17 protein-coding genes, 1 tRNA gene and 1 pseudogene are annotated in these 18715 nt (G+C 45.2%); all 19 read right to left on the bottom strand.

Annotation, left to right across the window (positions count from 1 at the left end):
- Nucleotides 1-65: 65 nt before the first annotated feature.
- Entirely contained in the window at nucleotides 66-776 is a 711-nt protein-coding gene (locus tag QUA02_RS28140; RefSeq protein WP_333032756.1) for a hypothetical protein, read from the bottom strand.
- Between the two features lie 29 nt (nucleotides 777-805).
- On the bottom strand, nucleotides 806-1483 hold the full coding sequence (locus tag QUA02_RS28135; protein WP_333032755.1) for an actin-binding WH2 domain-containing protein: 678 nt from the start codon (nucleotides 1481-1483) through the stop codon (nucleotides 806-808).
- A gap of 340 nt (nucleotides 1484-1823) precedes the next feature.
- Nucleotides 1824-1894, bottom strand: a tRNA-Gly gene (locus tag QUA02_RS28130).
- A gap of 164 nt (nucleotides 1895-2058) precedes the next feature.
- On the bottom strand, nucleotides 2059-4077 hold the full coding sequence (gene uvrC / locus QUA02_RS28125) for an excinuclease ABC subunit UvrC (RefSeq protein ID WP_333032753.1): 2019 nt from the start codon (nucleotides 4075-4077) through the stop codon (nucleotides 2059-2061).
- A 169-nt stretch (nucleotides 4078-4246) separates the two neighbouring features.
- The gene (locus QUA02_RS28120) at nucleotides 4247-4600 is read right to left on the bottom strand and encodes a hypothetical protein (RefSeq protein ID WP_333032749.1); all 354 of its coding nucleotides are present in this window, start codon (nucleotides 4598-4600) and stop codon (nucleotides 4247-4249) included.
- Nucleotides 4600-4992 carry a papain fold toxin domain-containing protein gene (locus QUA02_RS28115; protein WP_333032746.1) on the bottom strand — a complete coding sequence of 131 codons (393 nt, stop codon included), beginning with the start codon at nucleotides 4990-4992 and terminating at the stop codon, nucleotides 4600-4602. The genes QUA02_RS28120 and QUA02_RS28115 overlap by 1 nt, the downstream gene beginning before the upstream one ends.
- Nucleotides 4993-5009: 17 nt before the next feature.
- On the bottom strand, nucleotides 5010-5762 hold the full coding sequence (locus QUA02_RS28110) for an amino acid ABC transporter ATP-binding protein (protein ID WP_333032745.1): 753 nt from the start codon (nucleotides 5760-5762) through the stop codon (nucleotides 5010-5012).
- A gap of 178 nt (nucleotides 5763-5940) precedes the next feature.
- On the bottom strand, nucleotides 5941-7137 hold the full coding sequence (locus QUA02_RS28105) for an amino acid ABC transporter permease (RefSeq protein WP_333032744.1): 1197 nt from the start codon (nucleotides 7135-7137) through the stop codon (nucleotides 5941-5943).
- Between the two features lie 16 nt (nucleotides 7138-7153).
- Entirely contained in the window at nucleotides 7154-7753 is a 600-nt protein-coding gene (locus tag QUA02_RS28100) for a hypothetical protein (protein WP_333032743.1), read from the bottom strand.
- A gap of 48 nt (nucleotides 7754-7801) precedes the next feature.
- On the bottom strand, nucleotides 7802-9016 hold the full coding sequence (locus QUA02_RS28095; RefSeq protein WP_333032742.1) for an amino acid ABC transporter permease: 1215 nt from the start codon (nucleotides 9014-9016) through the stop codon (nucleotides 7802-7804).
- A gap of 243 nt (nucleotides 9017-9259) precedes the next feature.
- Nucleotides 9260-10345, bottom strand: a complete 1086-nt coding sequence (locus tag QUA02_RS28090) for an amino acid ABC transporter substrate-binding protein (RefSeq protein ID WP_333032738.1) — start codon at nucleotides 10343-10345, stop codon at nucleotides 9260-9262.
- Nucleotides 10338-10535 carry a hypothetical protein gene (locus QUA02_RS28085; protein WP_333032736.1) on the bottom strand — a complete coding sequence of 66 codons (198 nt, stop codon included), beginning with the start codon at nucleotides 10533-10535 and terminating at the stop codon, nucleotides 10338-10340. The genes QUA02_RS28090 and QUA02_RS28085 overlap by 8 nt, the downstream gene beginning before the upstream one ends.
- A 27-nt stretch (nucleotides 10536-10562) precedes the next feature.
- The gene (locus tag QUA02_RS28080; protein WP_265239708.1) at nucleotides 10563-10790 is read right to left on the bottom strand and encodes a hypothetical protein; all 228 of its coding nucleotides are present in this window, start codon (nucleotides 10788-10790) and stop codon (nucleotides 10563-10565) included.
- Between the two features lie 312 nt (nucleotides 10791-11102).
- Complete coding sequence (locus QUA02_RS28075; RefSeq protein ID WP_333032732.1) at nucleotides 11103-16211, bottom strand: PAS domain S-box protein; 5109 nt, start codon at nucleotides 16209-16211, stop codon at nucleotides 11103-11105.
- A 300-nt stretch (nucleotides 16212-16511) separates the two neighbouring features.
- Nucleotides 16512-16913: a CO2 hydration-associated protein CupS gene (locus QUA02_RS28070; RefSeq protein ID WP_333032731.1), complete on the bottom strand. Its 402-nt coding sequence runs from the start codon at nucleotides 16911-16913 to the stop codon at nucleotides 16512-16514.
- 69 nt (nucleotides 16914-16982) lie between these two features.
- Nucleotides 16983-17387, bottom strand: a complete 405-nt coding sequence (locus QUA02_RS28065) for a hypothetical protein (protein ID WP_333032730.1) — start codon at nucleotides 17385-17387, stop codon at nucleotides 16983-16985.
- A gap of 45 nt (nucleotides 17388-17432) precedes the next feature.
- The gene (locus QUA02_RS28060; RefSeq protein WP_333032729.1) at nucleotides 17433-17807 is read right to left on the bottom strand and encodes a hypothetical protein; all 375 of its coding nucleotides are present in this window, start codon (nucleotides 17805-17807) and stop codon (nucleotides 17433-17435) included.
- A gap of 7 nt (nucleotides 17808-17814) precedes the next feature.
- Nucleotides 17815-18162 (bottom strand): hypothetical protein, encoded by a 348-nt coding sequence (locus QUA02_RS28055; RefSeq protein ID WP_333032728.1) that lies wholly within the window; start codon nucleotides 18160-18162, stop codon nucleotides 17815-17817.
- Nucleotides 18163-18469: 307 nt separating this feature from the next.
- Nucleotides 18470-18637, bottom strand: a pseudogene (locus tag QUA02_RS28050) (Hsp20/alpha crystallin family protein); the annotation flags it as partial.
- Nucleotides 18638-18715: the final 78 nt, after the last annotated feature.

Raw genomic sequence — 18715 nt, 5'->3', positions numbered from 1 at the left:
TTCTTGAGCATGGTGCAATATCTCAGTTACTACTTTTACTACAAACCAGGAACTCTCCAGCAACTCTAACGCCCATTTTGCAACTTTCTTACCTCTTTGTGCACGCTCATCCCAATTTCCAAAGCCTCATTCAGCAAGCGCCCGTATTCAGTCGCTCGATCGCTCACATCCACCGCCATCAAAGCAGCCAAATTACTTTCAATATTAGCAAATAACTCGTAACGGCGATCGATAAAATCCTTATTTTCCCTCAGAATTCTTTCTGTCCGCAAAGCACAAACCAAACTTTCCCTAGTAATCTGTAACGCCTCAATAGCATCCTCTCGATTGATCGAATTTGCTGGTAAATTGCCAGCCGCCGTTAGGCGATCGATAATATCTAAAGCCTGAATCACTTCATGATATTTCTCAACTTCATCCAGCAGACCCGCCAGAGTTTCCAGAGGTTTTGCTTTCACCCATTTATAGACATTCCAAGCAACAGTAATCGCCAGCGACAAACCCAAAGTTATTTGTAAAACCCTGACAAATATCTCAGCATCGCTAAATGAACCAACATTATGTTGATTAGCCAGTAAAGCAACAGGCAGCGACACAACTAATGTCACGCAAAATATTAGCAACTCATTCAACAAAAGAGAAAATAGCTTTTTGCCATCCCGGAGTGCAGCAGGTCGGTAAAAATCCCCTGCAAAACCGTCGCTCAAAGCTATTCCGCTCAAATCTTCCAACTCCTTCTCAGGAATTTTTAACTCATCCAAATCCGCTTGTATCACTCTTTAAAATCTCCTTAAATATGGATTAATTACGATCCTCCCAGAGACATAATTGATTGCCACAGACTCATATAAAAATTGCTTTCTCGGTCTCGGAACAGTTGAAAAGCTTGTCCCGGTGCGCCAAAAAACGGTCTTAGCGTCCATCCCAATTGACTGCCAACAAACGCATAAAGTCCCAACCAGAAGCGCAAAATATTTAGCCTGATGTCTTTGCCTTCCGCATCTTGTTCTGAAAGAAAGTGCATTCCTTGATAAATGAAATTTACCCCCAAAAATCCTGTGATTGCCATGATAGCAACATTCAGCAACAGATAAAAATTGTAATTGGTACTGCTTATGAGGAAAAACAAACTAACAGGTGCAAATCCAAACAGCAAAACGCTAATCATCGCCATCGCTGTCATCAACAATGTCAAATACTGTTCAAAAGTTCGTTTAGAACCAAACATGACATTAAAAAAGTACAGTGTGGGAAAGCAGATAATCAGCGTCAGCAAGTAAAGTGCTGGCAACTTAATTGCTGAAACCAGACATTGCATCCACGTACTAGATGCGCCTAATATCGCTCCGTAAATGGCAAAAAATACGGTACTACAAATCAACAAACCGAAAATTTTAGATTTGAGCTTGACACCTTGGCGAATTTCTTCGAGAAACTGTTGCCGTTCCCGCAGCAAATACATTACTACTGAAAAATATTTCACTGGATCTCCTTGTGACTGATGCGACTCCGGATCAGTCATAACTCAAGCTGAGTTCGATCGGCAATCTTGGCAAATCAGGGCACTCTATGTTAACCGATTATTTTTGCACCCAGCTCGCCACAAGCTGAGATTTAGAGTAGTTTAGAGAGATACTCGCAAAGCTAAACGGCTCAAACTCTATACAGGTATGGATTGTATCCAATTTGTATCCAAACGAGGCAAATTGTATTCAATTTCTATCCAATTTCTAATCAGTTTGACCCATCACCAACCCCAAAAATGGGCAATAAAAAACCCCAAACCGTTGATTTACCGTTGGTTTGGGGTTTTTATAGACGCAAGCGGGCAGCGGGAATCGAACCCGCATAGTTAGCTTGGAAGGCTAAAGTTTTACCACTAAACTATGCCCGCACACAGAAACTAAACATACCACAAGTTTTTCTAGATTGCAATAGGCCTGTGCAAAATTTTTGAATACCTCCCTCACAGTGGCTGAATCGGGGGCTGAATCGGGACTTACTCGCCGATCGCCCTCCTCGCGCCTAACCTCCCCGTCTCCGATGCTGGGTAAGGCTTTACGGATGGAAATAATCGTAAATTTGCTGCGCCAGACGCGGGCCAATCCCAGAAACTTCTGCCAACTGTTCGAGAGTCGCTAAACGGAGATAGTCGATCGACCGAAAATGTGCTAACAATTGTTTTTGTCGGTGGTGTCCCAATCCGGGAATTTCATCAAGGCGCGATCGCTTCATTCTCTCGCTTCTTCGATCCCGGTGAAAACTCACAGCAAATCTGTGCGCCTCATCCCGCACCCGGCGCAATAATTGTACTCCAGGCTGCTCAGAATTAGTTGGCAGCGGCAAAGATTCCCCCGGCAAAAATATCTCCTCTCGCTGCTTTGCCAAACTGACAACGCGCAACTCTTCTAGCAAATTCATCTCCCGCAAAACAGCCACAACTGCTGACAGTTGACCTTTGCCACCATCTATCATAATTAAGTCTGGTTTGTCAGAAATAGTAGGAGAATCTGAAGATAAATTGCTGAGTTCTTTCGGTTCTTCTAAATCGCTAAACCCATCTTCCATCTTCCCTTTTTCTTCTTCCTTCAATCCCCGGAATCGGCGACCGATAACTTCTGCTAAACTAGCAAAATCATCAGAATGCCCTGATTTTATTTCAGGATTTTTAATTTTGTAATGGCGGTAGTGTTGATTGGCCGGCAAACCGTCAATAAATACGACGCGGGAAGCTACGGCGTCAGAACCTTGAATGTGAGAAATATCGTAACCTTCAATGCGGCGAGGAACTTCTGGCAAATCGAGAATTTCTGCTAAATCTTCCATTGCTTGAGAATTGCGATCGCTCAATCTTTGCATTCTCGCCAATTCGTACTCAGCGTTGCGTTCCACCATCTCAATCAACTCAGCCTTAGTTTGCCGCTGCGGTGTCAAAATCGTCACTTTTCGACCCTTGCGGTTGCTCAACCAATCTGCTAATATTTCCCCTTCTGGCAATTCGTACTGCACTGAAATTTCGCTGGGAATTTCTACAGATTCGACATTTTGATAGTGTTCCTCCAACACCCGCTGCAAAATTGCTCCGGCCTCTACCCCCCCTCGTTCCCCCCCTTGCCAAGGGGGGGAGGAAAGAGAAAGTTGAGATAATTCTTGCTCACCCTTGGCAACGGGGGGTTGGGGCGGTATTTCCGCCATAAATCCCAATCTTCCGACCAATTGACCGGCACGAATCTGGAATAATTGGATGCAAGCGTGCTGGGTGTCGGCTGCAAGTGCGATCGCATCTCTGGAAACCGTATCGTCGGGCAAAGACACCTTTTGACCCGCACTCAAAGACTGCAAACCCTTAATTTGGTCGCGAAGGCGCGCCGCAGTTTCAAAGTTTAAATCTTCGGCTGCTTGTTCCATTTGGGGCTCCAGGATGTCGAGTAATTCCTGAGTTCTTCCCTGGAAAATCATCGCTACTTTTTGGATGATTTTATGATATTCCTCCGGCGAAGTTAACCCTTGACAAACGCCGACGCAGCGGCCGATGTCGTAGTTCAAACAGGGACGGTCTTTAAATAGCGGTTGAGGGCGCTGCCGCAGCGGGAAAATCCCCTTAATTAAATGCAGCGTACTCCGCAGCGCCCCTGTATCGACGTAGGGGCCGTAATAGCGGTCTTTTGCACTACCTGCGCGGCGTTTGCGGGTGATAAAAATGCGCGGGTATTCTTCCGACCAAGTTATGCACAAATAAGGATATTTTTTATCATCTTTGAGGAGGACATTAAAGTAAGGTTGGTGCTGTTTTACGAGGTTTGCTTCTAATGCTAAAGCTTCCGCTTCTGTGTCTGTGGCGATGAATTCAATTTCGCGCACTTGCTGCACCATCATCGCGATGCGGGGACTGAGATTTTGGCTTTCGCGGAAGTAGGAACGGACGCGGTTTCGGAGTCTTTTGGATTTGCCAATGTAAAGGATGCGATCGCTCTCATCTCGCATTAAATATACACCAGGAACCGCCGGAATTTCTTTGAGGCGACTTTCTAGGCGTTCCGAGTCTTTAACTAACGGCAGAGTTTTTGTGGAGGGCATATAAATTTGAGATTTTTAGATTTATGTATAGCGGGACTTACGCACTCCAAGCAAAGAAACCGGGTTTGTAACCAGAGTCAAGGGCTAAAACCCACAATTTTCGTAAAAAAAAACTGTTTCGGAGTGAGTTCTATATACCATTATAACGCTGCCGTCTGGGTCAAACGAATCAATCCAAAGTCAAAACCGCCGACTGATTATCGCCTGCCTTATTTAGGGGATACTTCGCTTTTATAAACTCTTCTAGTAAATCAAAGAAATTATCAAAAGCATGACTTTCATCGGTTGAATTAAATAAAATAATTTTAGCCCAAGAAGCAGAGGTAACAAGAGCGATTTTTTTTTGCAACCAAGGCTGAAATTCTGCAAATTCTTTCTCTTGTTCTGTGACGGGGATTTCTAGTAGGTCGCGAGCGTGTTGATAGCCGCACAAGAACAGAAATAAGTTGCTGATAGAACGGGAACCGATGTACATTGCCGGTTTCTTTTGAATGCGGTTGAGTAATTCGTAAAATTTAGTCATTATTTATTAACCGTTGGTAAAATTTTACAATTAAAAGCTCTCAATTTCTTCGATAATAAACTGACCGCTCGGACAGTCAAAGTCTTTATCCATTTTTCTCTAGTCAGCCCGGTTGTTGACAAATTATCAAACACTTTGCGACGAACTTCAATCCCGTAGTGTGTGCCATTCTGAGTAATCGGTGTTCTACCTTTTTCCCAACGTTGACTCACAATAAAATACCCTCGTCCTACCAACTTGAGTTGAAGATGAGTCCCGCTAATGCCGTTAGCTTTTAGCCAATTTTTAATAGCTTCAGCACATTCGGCACACTGCAAGAGCTTATAATTATTTACGATCGATCCTATCTGCTGATAGATTTCTTCGTCAGAAACTTGTGGATTGCTGGGCATTTTATCATATTTTTACTTCACAATATCTGAGATAAAAACTTGCGCGTGCGTTCTTCTTTCGGATGCTGAAAAAACTCTTCCGGCCCTGCTTCTTCAACTAAAACGCCGCCATCCATTAATACAATGCGATCGGCAACTTCGCGCGCAAACCCGACTTCGTGAGTCACCACTACCATTGTAATTCCAGTTTTAGCCAAATTTCGCATTACATCTAACACTTCCCGCACCATTTCTGGGTCTAATGCTGATGTCGGTTCGTCAAACAGCATGATTTTAGGCTGCATTGCTAGAGAACGCGCAATAGCGACCCGCTGCTGCTGTCCGCCAGAAAGTTGTCCGGGATATTTTTGTGCTTGTTCCAAAATCCCCACTCTTTCTAACAGTTGCATGGCTACTTCTTCAGCTTTTTTCTTCGGCCAGCGGCGCACCCATACTGGGGCTAGCATGACGTTTTGCAAGACTGATAAGTGGGGAAACAGGTTGAATTGCTGAAACACCATTCCTACTTCCCGGCGAATTGTCTCGATGTTGCGCAAGTCGTGGGAAAGTTCTATACCGTCGATCGTAATTTTACCTTGTTGGTATGCTTCTAAAGCGTTGAATGTGCGAATAAACGTCGATTTGCCTGAACCGGAGGGGCCCATGACTACGACGACTTCGCCCCGGTCTACGGTCATGCTGACGCCGCGCAGTACGTGAAATTGTCCGTACCATTTGTGGACGTTTTCTGCTACGATTACTTTTTCGGGGACTGTTAGTTGAGCTTGCATACTTTTGTCCTTTAAATAATGACTGTTCGCTAATGACTGATGACTGATGATATCGTTTCCGGCTGCATCGGTATTATTCAATTGGGTGGATGGTGCGTGAGTGTAAATAGTCTTATAGCCGGGACTTAAAGATTTTTCGCTCTCACGCACCCTACTACTAATGAAAAAGGAAGAATGACTAATGACTTTTTTCTAAACTTCGTTCTATTTTGCGGCTGGCTAATGACATTGAGTAGCAAAATACCCAATAGATGATGCCGACGAATATGTAAACTTCGGCGTACCTGCCGACATAGGATGGATTTGCTAAAACTGCGCGGGATATTCCGATTAATTCTAACATTCCGAATAGAGAGAGCAGGGAAGTATCCATAAATAATCCGATGAATTGACCGCCGATCGCAGGAATGACCGTTCGCAGCGCTTGAGGCAGTACAATAAGAATTGTGAGTAGGGGTGTATTGAGTCCGATCGACCTAGCTGCTTCTATCTGTCCCCTGGGCACGGCCTGCAAGCCACCGCGCACGTTTTCCGCCAAGTATGCCGCACTAAATAAAGTCAGCCCAGCAATCGCTCTAATTACTCTATCCAATTTGGGATATTCTGGCGGCAAGAATAGTTGCAGCATCACTTGACCTAAAAATAAAATGCCAATTAAAGGCAAACCGCGAATAATTTCAATGTATAATGTGGATAACAATCTCACAACTGGCAAAGAACTTTGTCTGCCGAGTGCTAGCAATACTCCCAAAGGAAAGGAAAGCACAATACTAATAACTGCTAAAAACAGCGTCAATACTAAACCGCCCCAATCATTTGTTGAGACTTCGGTCAAACCCAACCCGCCTTGAATTAGCCACAAAATTATTGGGAAGGAAAGAACCCAAATTGCAGGCATCCAACCCATGATTTTTGGGTTAATTTGCCTGCCGATGACATAGCTGGCGGCGGATGCGATAATAATTCCTAAGAGGTAGAGGCGAGAGGTTAGGTCGATCGGCGAAATGACCGCGCCCACAACCGCAGCAGCGAGTATAATTAGTAAAGGCGGATTCCAAAGACGTTCTTCCCGCTGAATGTTTCCCCAAGTTAATCCTGCCAACAAGGCAATTATCGCCGTTACTATCCACAGCCGCCAGTAGAATTCGCTGGGAAATCGGCCGGCAAAAAATAGCGGCAAGTTGGCTTCTAACACGCGCCATTGAGCTTTTGTTGTTGCCCAAACGATAATTCCTTTAATAGTTTGGAAGGCGATAATTAGGCTAACTACCGTCAGAATGCTGTTGTACCAGGTACTAAATAAATTTTTGCGCGCCCAATTCCAAGGAGTGGGCGATTCGGTGGCTGGAGGCGGCAATACGGGGATAGTTTCCATAGGTTATTAGTTGTTATTAATGAGTGATTGCGCTGGCCAAGATCCCTAATATTTTATTGACATCGCTGAGGTAATATTCAGTCAAGTCAATTTCAATAACTTGTTCTTTTAGTTTCATAAATCTCCAGGTAGTCCCGCTAGTGACAGCGCCATATATCGCAGGAATATCGTTTCCTTCACCTTCATTAAATATGCTAGCTGCAAACATTTCTGCTACGCACTGTCCCAATTCACTATTGAGATTTTCCGGTTTCGCTTCTACAATTATAATGACTGGTGCAGCGAGTAACAAGAGTCCTGGTGAATTGCCAATCAAAAAATCGCAACTTCCGTCTAAGCCTCTTTCGGAGTCAACATTAAAGTCAATACCGGAAAATAAGCTAATTCGATTTTGTAATTGTTCTCTAAGTTCAATTAAAATTGGTGCTGTAATCATTTCAGCGCGGGATTTCTGGCTGTTACTTGCCAGACCTAACGGTACACTGCGCTTGAGAGTTTCTGCTAGTAGTTGGCTGCATTCTAAGTTGGGTTCTTTGCCAAACAAATCGGCGACTTCCGAATACTTTAATTCAAATGTTTTGACTGCGCCCTCTAAACTAAAATCACTGTACGCCATTTTTTGATTTCCTTTGATGGCAGTTGTAAAATTTTCAAGATTAACTCTTTACCTTTCCTTGAGTTGTACCGTGTTATTGTACCAATTCATGAATAGAGAAACTATCAAACTAATTGTTAGGTATGTTACCATAATAATTAGCATTGCTTCGATCGCCCGACCGGTCTGATTCAACGTCGGAGACCCCACCACAAAGTAAACGTCGGGATAAGCAACCGCAACCGCTAAACTCGAATTCTTAGTTAAATTGAGATACTGACTGGTTAAAGGCGGCAAAATTACCCGCAAAGCTTGCGGCAAAATTACCATCCGCATCAGTGTTCCAGACTTCAATCCCAAAGACTTTCCCGCTTCCCACTGGCCTCTCGATACTGATTGAATTCCGGCCCGCACAATTTCGGCAATGTAACTGCCAGTATACAAGCTAAGTCCTGTAACCAAGGCTGCAAATTCTGGAGTTAATTTTAATCCTCCTTCGAGTTGCAATTCTGGTGTCAAGCGGGGAACATCTAGGCGAAAAGGCAAATTTTTGGTAATAATCAAAGCTAAAATTGCACTCAGGACGATCGCACCTACAGCCCAAAACAACTGTCTTCCCGGCTTAGCTTCTTCCAACATCACCCGCGCCCGCCACATCCACAGCCCCGCCGCCGCCAAAACTCCGACAGTTAGCAAAATCAACCAAATCTCAAAACCCGGCAAAGCCGCCGGCCAAGGTACACCAATGCCGCGATTTGTCAAGTAAATAGGCCCTCTCATCTGCTGATTGTCTTCCACTTTTGGCAGGGAAATGAAAACTGCAAAATACCAAAAAAATAATTGCAGCAATAACGGCGTATTTCGCAAAACTTCCACGTACAAACCCGCCAAACTCCGCAGCAACCAATTGTCGGAAAGGCGCGCAATTCCTACAGTCAAACCCGCAATTGTTGCGAAAATAAGGCCTAGACCCATCACCCGCAGCGAGTTGATTAAACCTACAAAATAAGCTTGTCTGTAACTGTTTTCGGGACTGTATGGAATCACGCTTTCGCCGATGTCAAAGGATGCTTGGGAATTGAGAAAGTCAAATCCAAATGCAATTCCCAGTTGCGAGTAATTGGCGCTGAGATTGTCCCAGAAAATCGCCATGACAATTATTACTAAAATCACGGCGATCGCCTGTACGGCAATTTTCCAGAAGCGATCGTCCCGCAGCAGTTTTGATATATCTTGAAATTTGGACAATTTCTGCGATTTGCCCGGTTGAGGTTCTGGGTTCATAACTGTTTAATGTAGAGCGAACTATACCTAACTTTAGCCTGCCTAAAATATCTTGTATGGTGCGCCTAACAAGCACCTTAAAAGTCGGGTAAGCGCGGAGTACCTTGCTGTCTAAAATATCTGGTTGGTTAACTGTTAACCGTCAACAGTCAACAGTCAACAGTTAACAGTCAACAGTCAACAGTCAACGGTCAACAGTCAACAGTCAACAGTCAACAGTTAACAGTCAACAGTTAACTAAAATTAGCGGAACGGCGGCGAGTAAAGCAAACCGCCATCTTTCCAGAGTCTGTTTTGACCCCGTTCTAACTTAAGTGTACTTTTCGGGCCGAGGTTGCGATCGTACATTTCCCCGTAATTCCCCACTTTCTTAACAACGCGGAGGGCGTAGTCGTTCGGGAGTCCCAAACCTTTACCTAAATCTCCTTCCTTTCCTAGCAAACGTTTGACGTTCGGGTCTGTAGTGCTTGCCACAGTTTGGTCTACATTTCCCGAATTAACTCCCAAATCTTCAGCTTCAATCGCCGCAAAAATAATCCATCTCACCGCGTCCGACCATTTAGGGTCGCCACTTTTCACCGCTGGGGCCAACGGTTCTTTTGACATCACGACCGGCAAAATAACATTATTCTCGGAATTCGGCAGAGTTGTGCGCTTGGACACGAGTTGCGATCGATCGGCAGTAACACCTTGACAGCGACCTTCTTGATAGGTAGCAAAGGTAGTATTCACATCTTCAAACACGACAGGAGTGTATTTAACTCCTAGTTTTCGCATTTGATCGGATAAATTTTGTTCGGTGCTCGTACCTGTTTGCACGCAGATAGATTTGCCCGCAAAATCTTGTAAAGTTTTGATGCCGCTGTCTTTTTTGACCATGATGCTTTGAGAGTCATAAAAGATCACCGGGCCAAATTCCAGTCCGGTAGTGCTGTCGCGACTCGCCGTGTAGGTGGTATTTCGGCTGAGAATATCGATTTCTCCAGCCTGCAAAACTGTAAATCTATCTTTGGCGTTGAGCTTTCGGTACTCGACTTTTTCGGGATCGTCAAATAATGCTGCCGCCACAGCCCTGCACACATCCACATCTAATCCCGAGTATTTGCCTTTTTCGTCTACAAAGCTAAAACCCGGCAGTTCGCCGCTGACGCCGCAAATCAGTTTCCCGCGGCTCACAATTGTATCTATCCGGCTCGAACCTTGTTGCGAGTTGCCACCTGCAGCAGTTGTTGCTGTTGTTTGTCCGGTTTGTGCCGATCGATCCCTACAAGAAGCCAACGGTGCCGCAAACAACACGCTTGCCAGCAACAGAAATCCCCATTTACGCATAGATTTTAGTAGAACGCTTTCCTGACGATCCTACCTTGTAGCTGTCAAGAACTGTTGCGATCGGCGATGTACAAGAGCCGACGGCTTCTGGCTTAGCCGTTCCGAGCCCAGTTCTGCCGCCTGACAAGTGTACTGGCTGCCCGCCTGTTATTTTTTTTTGCCCGCTGCGGGCGATCGCCCTTTCCTGCAATATTTATCCAATTTTGATTTAATCGGCTCAGAACCGCTCTGGTGCTAGGCGCTGCTCAGCTAAATCTCGGATTAGGGACAGCCGAGACTCGATGTACTCGTTCAACAAATCTGTTTCTTTGCCATTGAGCGCAGAGTTTGTCTTTAACTGCTTCAGCAGCCACTGTACCAGGGTGGCATCGTCCAAATTGACTAACAGAGTGGCTTGGGTGGTCTCAATTAACGACCAGAGTTGGCGTAACATGACTGGAGTCATAAAACCTCGTTGAGCGTAAATACGCACTTAATGGGCGGGCATAGCGAAAAGCTGGTCTTGGTGTCTCAAGCCGATCGACGAAAAGCACCCTCATAGCCATCGGCTTAATGATTATTTTATATTTGACCACAATAACTTAATGCAGCAGTGTCACAAGATACAACACACAAGATGTTATAAGAGTTCCGAATTTTGTCACATTGAGATCAAAATCTTGATAAAAAATTAAAAATCTTTACACGCGAGCGCTCGCGGGGGCTGCCAGGAACTGTTCGGGAGCCACCTGGAGATCCCCCCTCAAAAGAAAATTGATTACTCAGCAGCCACAAACTTTTGAACCCCCGCCAGAATTATTTCTAATTCAGCGATGATTTTCGTAGCCCCCTCCCAATCATTTGATTTTGCCAGACTTTGAAGCCGATCGGCCATCTCGGGCATTAACCGCACCGCCGCCGTAGCGCTGACACCTTTAATTTGATGAGCGCGGCGGGCGAGTGTCTCCACATCTCCCGAGGCGATCGCCTCCTTAGCCGCTTCTAAATAACTGCCAGTATCAACCACAAAAGCTTGCAGTATTTCCCGCTCAAACTCTAAATCAGCACCCGCAATTTGGCGCAAACGTGCCATATCCACTAAAGATTGAATATCCTCGGCAGAGTTTTTGAGATCCTCGCCATTAAACTTTGGACTTTCAATTTTTAACTGGGCAGACCAATTTTCTAGTACAGATTTTAACTTTTCGATCGAAATAGGTTTGCTAATATAATCGTCCATGCCCACCGCCAGACACTTTTCGCGATCGCCCTTCAAAGCACTCGCCGTCATCGCAATCACCACCGTCTTTTGGTGCGGATCGATCGAACCAGCAGCAGCATTTGCCGCTTCCAAGCGGCGCAATTCCAGCGTCGCTTCGTAACCGTCCAAAACCGGCATCTGACAGTCCATCAACACAATGTCATACTTTTTGATAGCAACCATAGATAGCGCCTCTGCGCCGTTATTGGCGACATCCGCCGCGCATCCCAAAACTCTGAGTTGATTCAGACCAACTTTTTGATTGATTGGAGTATCTTCAACTAACAAAATCTTTAAACTTGCTAACTCCCGGTTGTCAATAGCTGAGGCTCGATTGGACGTTGGATTTGCCAGCGGCTCATCAATCAGCGTACTCGGGGCGATCGCATTTACCAAACAATCAAACAGCCGGTGAGCTTTCACAGGTTTAGTTAAATAGCCGCTAAAACCGATATCTACCAAGCGTTTCGCCTCCGATAGCTGAGTAATTGAAGCCAGCACCACCCAATGCGTCTGCTGCATTGCCGACTCAGCAATCATCAAGCGTTCCAGAGTTCCCGCCACCATTTCCGGCAACTGAATATCAACCAAAACGATATCGTAAGGGCAATTAACGCTGACAGCTTTGTACAGAGATGCGATCGCCATCCAACCGTTCTCAACCTCCTCAACTTCCATTCCCCACAAAACAGCCATTCTCAGCAGCACTTTTCGCACTGTCGGCTTATCGCTGGCAACTAACATTTTTCGCCCCGCGAGCACCGTTTCCAAATTCACTTCGCACGCTGTCTCTACAGCAGTTAAATTTTCCTCAACTGCCGGCACAGTAAACCAAAAAGTCGAGCCTGTTCCCAGCGTGCTTTCCACACCGATTTGACCCCCGATCAACTCCACCAACTGCTTAGAAATAGCCAAACCCAAACCTGTGCCACCGTATTTTCTTGTCGTAGAAGCATCAACTTGACTAAAAGATTGAAACAGCTTTTTTTGGTCTTCCGCAGCAATCCCGATTCCTGTATCTGTGACTTTAAAAAGCAGGAACATCGAGCCATTGCTTCCGATTTTTAACGGTTGGATATTCTCTAAAATTTTATGGTTGTTGCTGGCTGCCAATAACCCCGGAGTCCTGCCGCTAGAAACCTCAATTACTACTTCTCCTGCTTCCGTAAACTTAATAGCATTGTTAATCAAATTAGTGAGTATTTGCCGCAACCGCGCTGCATCGCCTCTAATTTGCAGCGGCACGTCGCTGTCAATCAGCGCCACCAATTCTATACCTTTTTCTTGTGCGGGATTGGCCAACAAATCCAGCACTTCATCCAGACAGATACTGAGGTTAAATTCGATCGTTTCTAAGCGCATTTCTCCTGCTTCCAGTTTGGAGAGATCGAGAATATCGTTAATGATGGACAGCAAATTTTGACCGCTGAGTTTCAGCGTCTGCACAAAGTCGATCTGTTCGGGAGTAAGATTCGTTTTCAGCAGCAAATCAGTCATCCCCATCACTCCATTCATCGGAGTGCGGATTTCGTGACTCATATTTGCTAAAAATAGCGACTTCATTCGAGACGCTTCCAGGGCCGCTTCTCGGGCCTGCTGCGCTTGTTCAAAAAGAGTAGATTGCTGAATGGCGATCGCCAACTGCACGCTCAACCTTCCCAGCAAGTCCACCTCGGAATCAGTCCAAGCGCGCGGGCCGCTGCACTGGTGGGCAACCAGCAATCCCCACAATCGATTTTGACTCGCTTCCAAACTCCTGACCGGCGACCCACTTCCGGGAGTTTCCGGCGAATATTCTGTTGCCAACTCCTGACTTTCATCGCCGATAAAAATTGGTACAACTAAATTAGCCCTTACCTGCCAACTAACAAGGAAATCTCGGTGGATGTCGCTCAAACTGGCCGTATAAATATCTGCCCTTGCTTGTATTTTTCCGGCGCGGTATAGCGATAGATAACTTTCGCCCAAAGATATTTCTGGAACTTTTATGCCCAGCAGCGGCATCCACGCATCGCCTACAGATTCCACAACAACACTCGCTGTTTCCTCGGAATCAAAACGATAAATTACCGCGCGGTCAGTTGCCAGCAACTGCCGCACTTCTTGTACGGCAGTGCTCAGAGTTTGAGTGAGGTTGAGAGACTGCCGGACTCGCTGGGCGATCGCCGAAACCAGCCGTTCTTGTTCTGCTTGTTCCCGCAGCATTCTCTCAGCTTGCTTGCGTTCGGTAACATCGCGAATTACCACAGCAAAGCACAGCGGTTTGCTGGTTTGAGGGTGCTTGACCAGAAAAGCATTCATCACAACATCAATGCCTTTTCCGCTGCGCAAGTGCTGCATTTGACATTCTCCTTGCCACTGGCCCTGACTGATAATTTCTGGCAAAATCTCTTCACTGAATTTCAATTTAAAAGTAGGGCCGATATAATCCCATATCTCGGCATAAAACACTGCCGAAACATTCTCGACACCCACCAGTTTTCGTCCGGCTTCGTTCACAAACAGCGTTTTGCCTTTCAGCGTAGCCATACCGATAAAATCGCTGCTGTTTTCAATCAGCGACACAAATTTTTGCCGTTCTTCTTCTCCTTTTTTGCGTTCGGTAATGTCGCGCTTGACGCAGACGTGACAAATTACATCGTCGGCGTTGTTAATCACAGAGTATGCCGCAACGTCGATCGCCAGCGTGCGACCTTTTTTAGTGGAGTTAGTAATTTCGCCCCGAAAAGTTCCAGTTGTCGCTAAACTTTTGGCAATTGTCGAAAACCGCTCCCCCGCAACCAGCGGCGACGCTTCTGCTTGTAATTCCGCGTCTGTGTATTCTAGAAGCGTTTGGTGAGCGCGATTTTGTTCGAGGAAAAACCCGTCAGCATCGATAATGACGATCGCATCGTTGGAGTTTAAAAATATTTCTCGGTAAAGTTTGAGTTTTTCCTCAGCTCGCTTGCGTTCGGTGATGTCCCTTTTGACGTTTACGTAACAGACTACATCCCCAGCATCATTGAGAACCGCAAAAGCCGAAAGCTCCACCTCAACTGTTCCCCCTTGCAAAGCCTTAATAAAGGTCATTTCGCCTCGGTAACTCCCAGTTTCTGCCAAGCTTTGCAGTACCGACGCAAATGCCTGTTCTCCCATCCCAGTTGCAGGCGTTTTTCCCCACAATTTCGACGAACTGTAACCCAGCAAAGCTGTGTGAGCTTGATTTGTTTCTAAGTAATAGCCTTGGGGGTCTAAAATGGCGATCGCATCGTTGGATTTCAAAAAGATTTGTTGATAAAGTTGCAGCTTCAACTCAGCTTGTTTCCTGGCGCTAATATCCGTGAACAAGCCGTAGTAAACTATCTCCCCCGATGCTTGCAATTCTGGCTGGGAAGCTCCTTGCACCCATTTAAGTTTTCCCGACGGAGTGACAATTCTTCCTTCCCACCGCCAAGGCTGCAAATTTTCAGCAGAAAGCGTCACCGAGTTGAGAAAATCATCTCGATCTTCGGGATGAATCATGTCAACAATTACATTAATGTCTTGCTGAGCCGCCTCTGGTTCTATTTCATACAATTCTCGGCAGCCGGCGCTCACAAACGAGAAAGCCATCGAGCCGTCTGGATGCAAGTCTATTTGATATACCGTACCCGGTACGCTAGCAGTAATTTTTTGCAGTTTGGCTTGGCTTTGATTCCTGGCTTCATCTGCGGCCTGCAATTGAGGAATCTCCCGAGAAAAACCCAAAACCGCAAATATATTGCCCTCGGCATCGCACAGCGGCAGTTTTTGCGTGTCAAATATGTGCTGTTTTCCCCCTTCAAAGGCGATCGTCTGGTAGGGATTGCGAACAATCTCCCCAGCCAGCACAGCTCGATCGTCCTCGCGGATGCCCCCAACCCCGCCGCTGCGATCGCCAAATACTAATTCCGCTGAAAACCCTAATTCAATATCATCTTTGCCGATAATTTCCTCAACATTTTTCCCCAAATATGCAGCAAAACTTTGATTGACCAAAATGTATCTAAAATTTCTATCTTTCGCAAAAACTCTGTCCGGCGCACCGTCCATTAAAGCCCGCAACAATAGTTCTTGACTTTCCGAATCGAGAGCCAAAATATTTTGAGTTTTACCCTTGACAGCCGTCGTTTTAGCTGCTAAACTAATTAACGACTTGGCACAAATTTGAGCTGCAGTGTGGAGCAAACAAAGGTACTCAAAATTAAAAGCAGTTGCCTGCTCTGCACCAATGAAAAATACTCCCAACAATTCTTCACTTTCATCCGGGTTAGCCGGTGCCATCAAGACCGACTGAAACTGAGCAATTGGTGGCGGATCTATGTTGTGCGCCCAGTCCCGATTTCCAGCGAGCCATGCAACGCGAGCTGCTTGCAAGCGCCCTTCAATTTCGGCTCTAGCGGTAGCAGTTAAGGGCTGTAAGTGTTGCAGGTATAGTCGATCGTCCGGTGGCGTCAAAATTGCGATCGCCGCGCCTGGAATCAGGCGATCGAGGTATTCGAGACACGCAGACCAAATTTCATCAGCGCCAGCGGCGAGTTGTACTTTTGCAGTAAGTTCATTGAGAACTTGCAGTTCCAAGGTACGCTGGCGGACTTTTGCCTTGAGGCTGGCGGCTAGGATTTGCATAGTGCTCACCACACTGGTTTCCTTATATTATAATTATTGATTTTCAAGCTTTTTTAAACGATCATCTTAAAACACATCCGGCGAAAAGACAACTTTTTGATATTTATATTATTTTCAACCGCTAAAAAACAAGGGCGCGATCGGGAGCAAAGAGACACTGCTAGATGCCGTGTTCTCGCTCCCGCTGCGACACCCAAAGATGGATGCAAGCTTCAGACTTCCGAGGTTGAACTCAAATAATTTTAGACCAAAATTCAAACCCTCAAATTCATCTTTAGAGTCGATCGATAGACAGTGAAACTACCCCATTAAAATCACGTTATCGATTACATGGATGACGCCGTTATCAGCTTCGATATCCGCAGCGACAACTGTAGCATTTTTCACCTCAAAACCGTCAGAACAATCAATTTTAATCGGCGAACCTTCTAAGGAAGTAACAAAACCGAGTTTTGCCAAATCAGCTTTCATAAACTTGCCAGAGACAACGTGAAACATTAAAATCCTGGTCAATTGGGGAACGTTCTGCACTAGGGTTGTGACAGTTCCCGGCGGCAATTTCGCAAAAGCATCGTCAGTGGGTGCAAACACAGTGAAAGGGCCCGGACTTTTGAGCGCGTCTACTAAATTAGCGACTTGCACGGCTGTTACCAGGGTTTGGAACGAACCCGCACCTACGGCAATATCAACAATATCAGGCATTGTGTTTTACCTCATCTGGGAAAAAAGTTCTATTAAGTATGGTAAACTGATTTGGTTACTGGTTATTGGTTATTTGTACAATACTGCTGGCGTACCCGATGCCAAAACCTCTGTTTCTAAATCTGCTATTGGTGAGTTAAAATTCTCTCCTTTATGAATGCTAAAACTGCCGTACAGAATAGAGACTTCAAAAATGTCCGTATGAATTAAAGCTGCTGTCCGGTGCGCGTCCTCACCCAAGTGAAAGCCAATCAAATCAGCTTCAGGATCTTTAACATCTTCAGGATGGAAAACCTCCCAACTGATATCTCGGCAGTCATGAAATACTATGCTATAAGGCGATCGATCGCCTGTCGGATCGTAAATACATTCAAATACAATTTGATTTCCCCACAAAGAGACATTGACATTTGCTACAAGAGATGTCAGTCCACCTAGGTTAAGCAATTCGTAATCATCTCTAAAATTAGTCATTGTCTATTTTAAAGTTGAGGGTAGTAAAAACTGACAAAGTACGATCTATGCCAAAACTGTTGTCTCTAAATCTGATGTTAATGAGTTTAAATTATCTCCTTTGTAAATCCTAAAACTGCCGTAGAAAATTGAAATTTCAAAAATGTCTGCAGTAATCACCGCAGGCTTCTGATGTTCCGGCTCACCCAAAGAAATTCCGAAAAATTCCGCTTCAAGTTCTCCTACTTCCTCTTCATCATGTACAGTCCAACTAATCTCGCGACAGTTTTTGAATGCCAGCAGATAAGGCAATCTTTCTTCGGGATTGTAAATGCATTCGATTAATACTTCGTTTCCCCATAAAGATACCTTGACATTTGTGATTAAAGATGTAAAACCACCTAATCCCAGCAAGTTATAGTCATCCTTCCAATCACTCATTTAATTTTTATCCCGTATTGTGAGTACCTGGAATTAAATTACCAAATTCGTCTCGCGTCCGCAATAAATAACCATAAGAAGCGAGACGCAAACCTTTGTTGATATTTATTCCATCTGAGCCATATTTCGGTGCAGGCGTTCTAATCACTTCACCGTTAGGACGGATCATTACTGTTGACTTATCAAAAAATTTATATGCAACATAACCATCTTTAGTAGTTCTGATTTCTGCACCCAGCCCGCGCAAAAAATCATCGACTTCTTGACGAGTCATTCCGCTTAAGTCTCCAAATTCCGATGCAATTCCATTGCCTCCAACTCCCTGACTCGGCACGCAAGTCTCCTCACCAACCATTGCTTTTTAGAGTTTAGCACCGTTGGAGAAGGGGATAAAGAAAGTTCGGCAACGGATTCTGTAACGGATTTAATACCAAATCCGGTTAAATCGAAATCATACAGTAGTGCGAGCATCCAAATATATAATTCCGATCCCACCGGAAACGATATAACGGATGGATGGAAGGAAGAAGGAAAATGTTCTGCTTTTCTTATTTCTTCTTTTTTTCCAATTCCCAATTACCAATTACCAATTCCCAATTATAAAAACAAATAGGGCGCGCACCGCACGCCCTATCTATCCGCAATTAGCTAACAATTATTTCTTAGCCGAGTTGAACTTTAACCACGCGGTTCTTTTCCGCTTCCGCTTTGGGCAAATTCAGGTGCAAAACCCCATTTTTGTACTCAGCTTCTACGCTGTCATTTTGAATGCGAGTCGGTAAGGGAATCACCCGGCGGAACGAACCGTAGCGGAACTCAGAGCGAGTCATGCGGGAGCGTGTCACTTTTGCGATGAGTATAAATACTCAGAAATACTAGGGCAGAGGTTTTGAGCTATTGTTGGGCAA

The organism is Microcoleus pseudofavosus SVA1_A4 (assembly GCF_036700565.1).
GTDB lineage: Bacteria > Cyanobacteriota > Cyanobacteriia > Cyanobacteriales > Microcoleaceae > Microcoleus.
The sequence above is the reverse complement of the archived record's forward strand: the minus strand, read 5'-3'. Positions and strand labels throughout refer to the sequence as shown.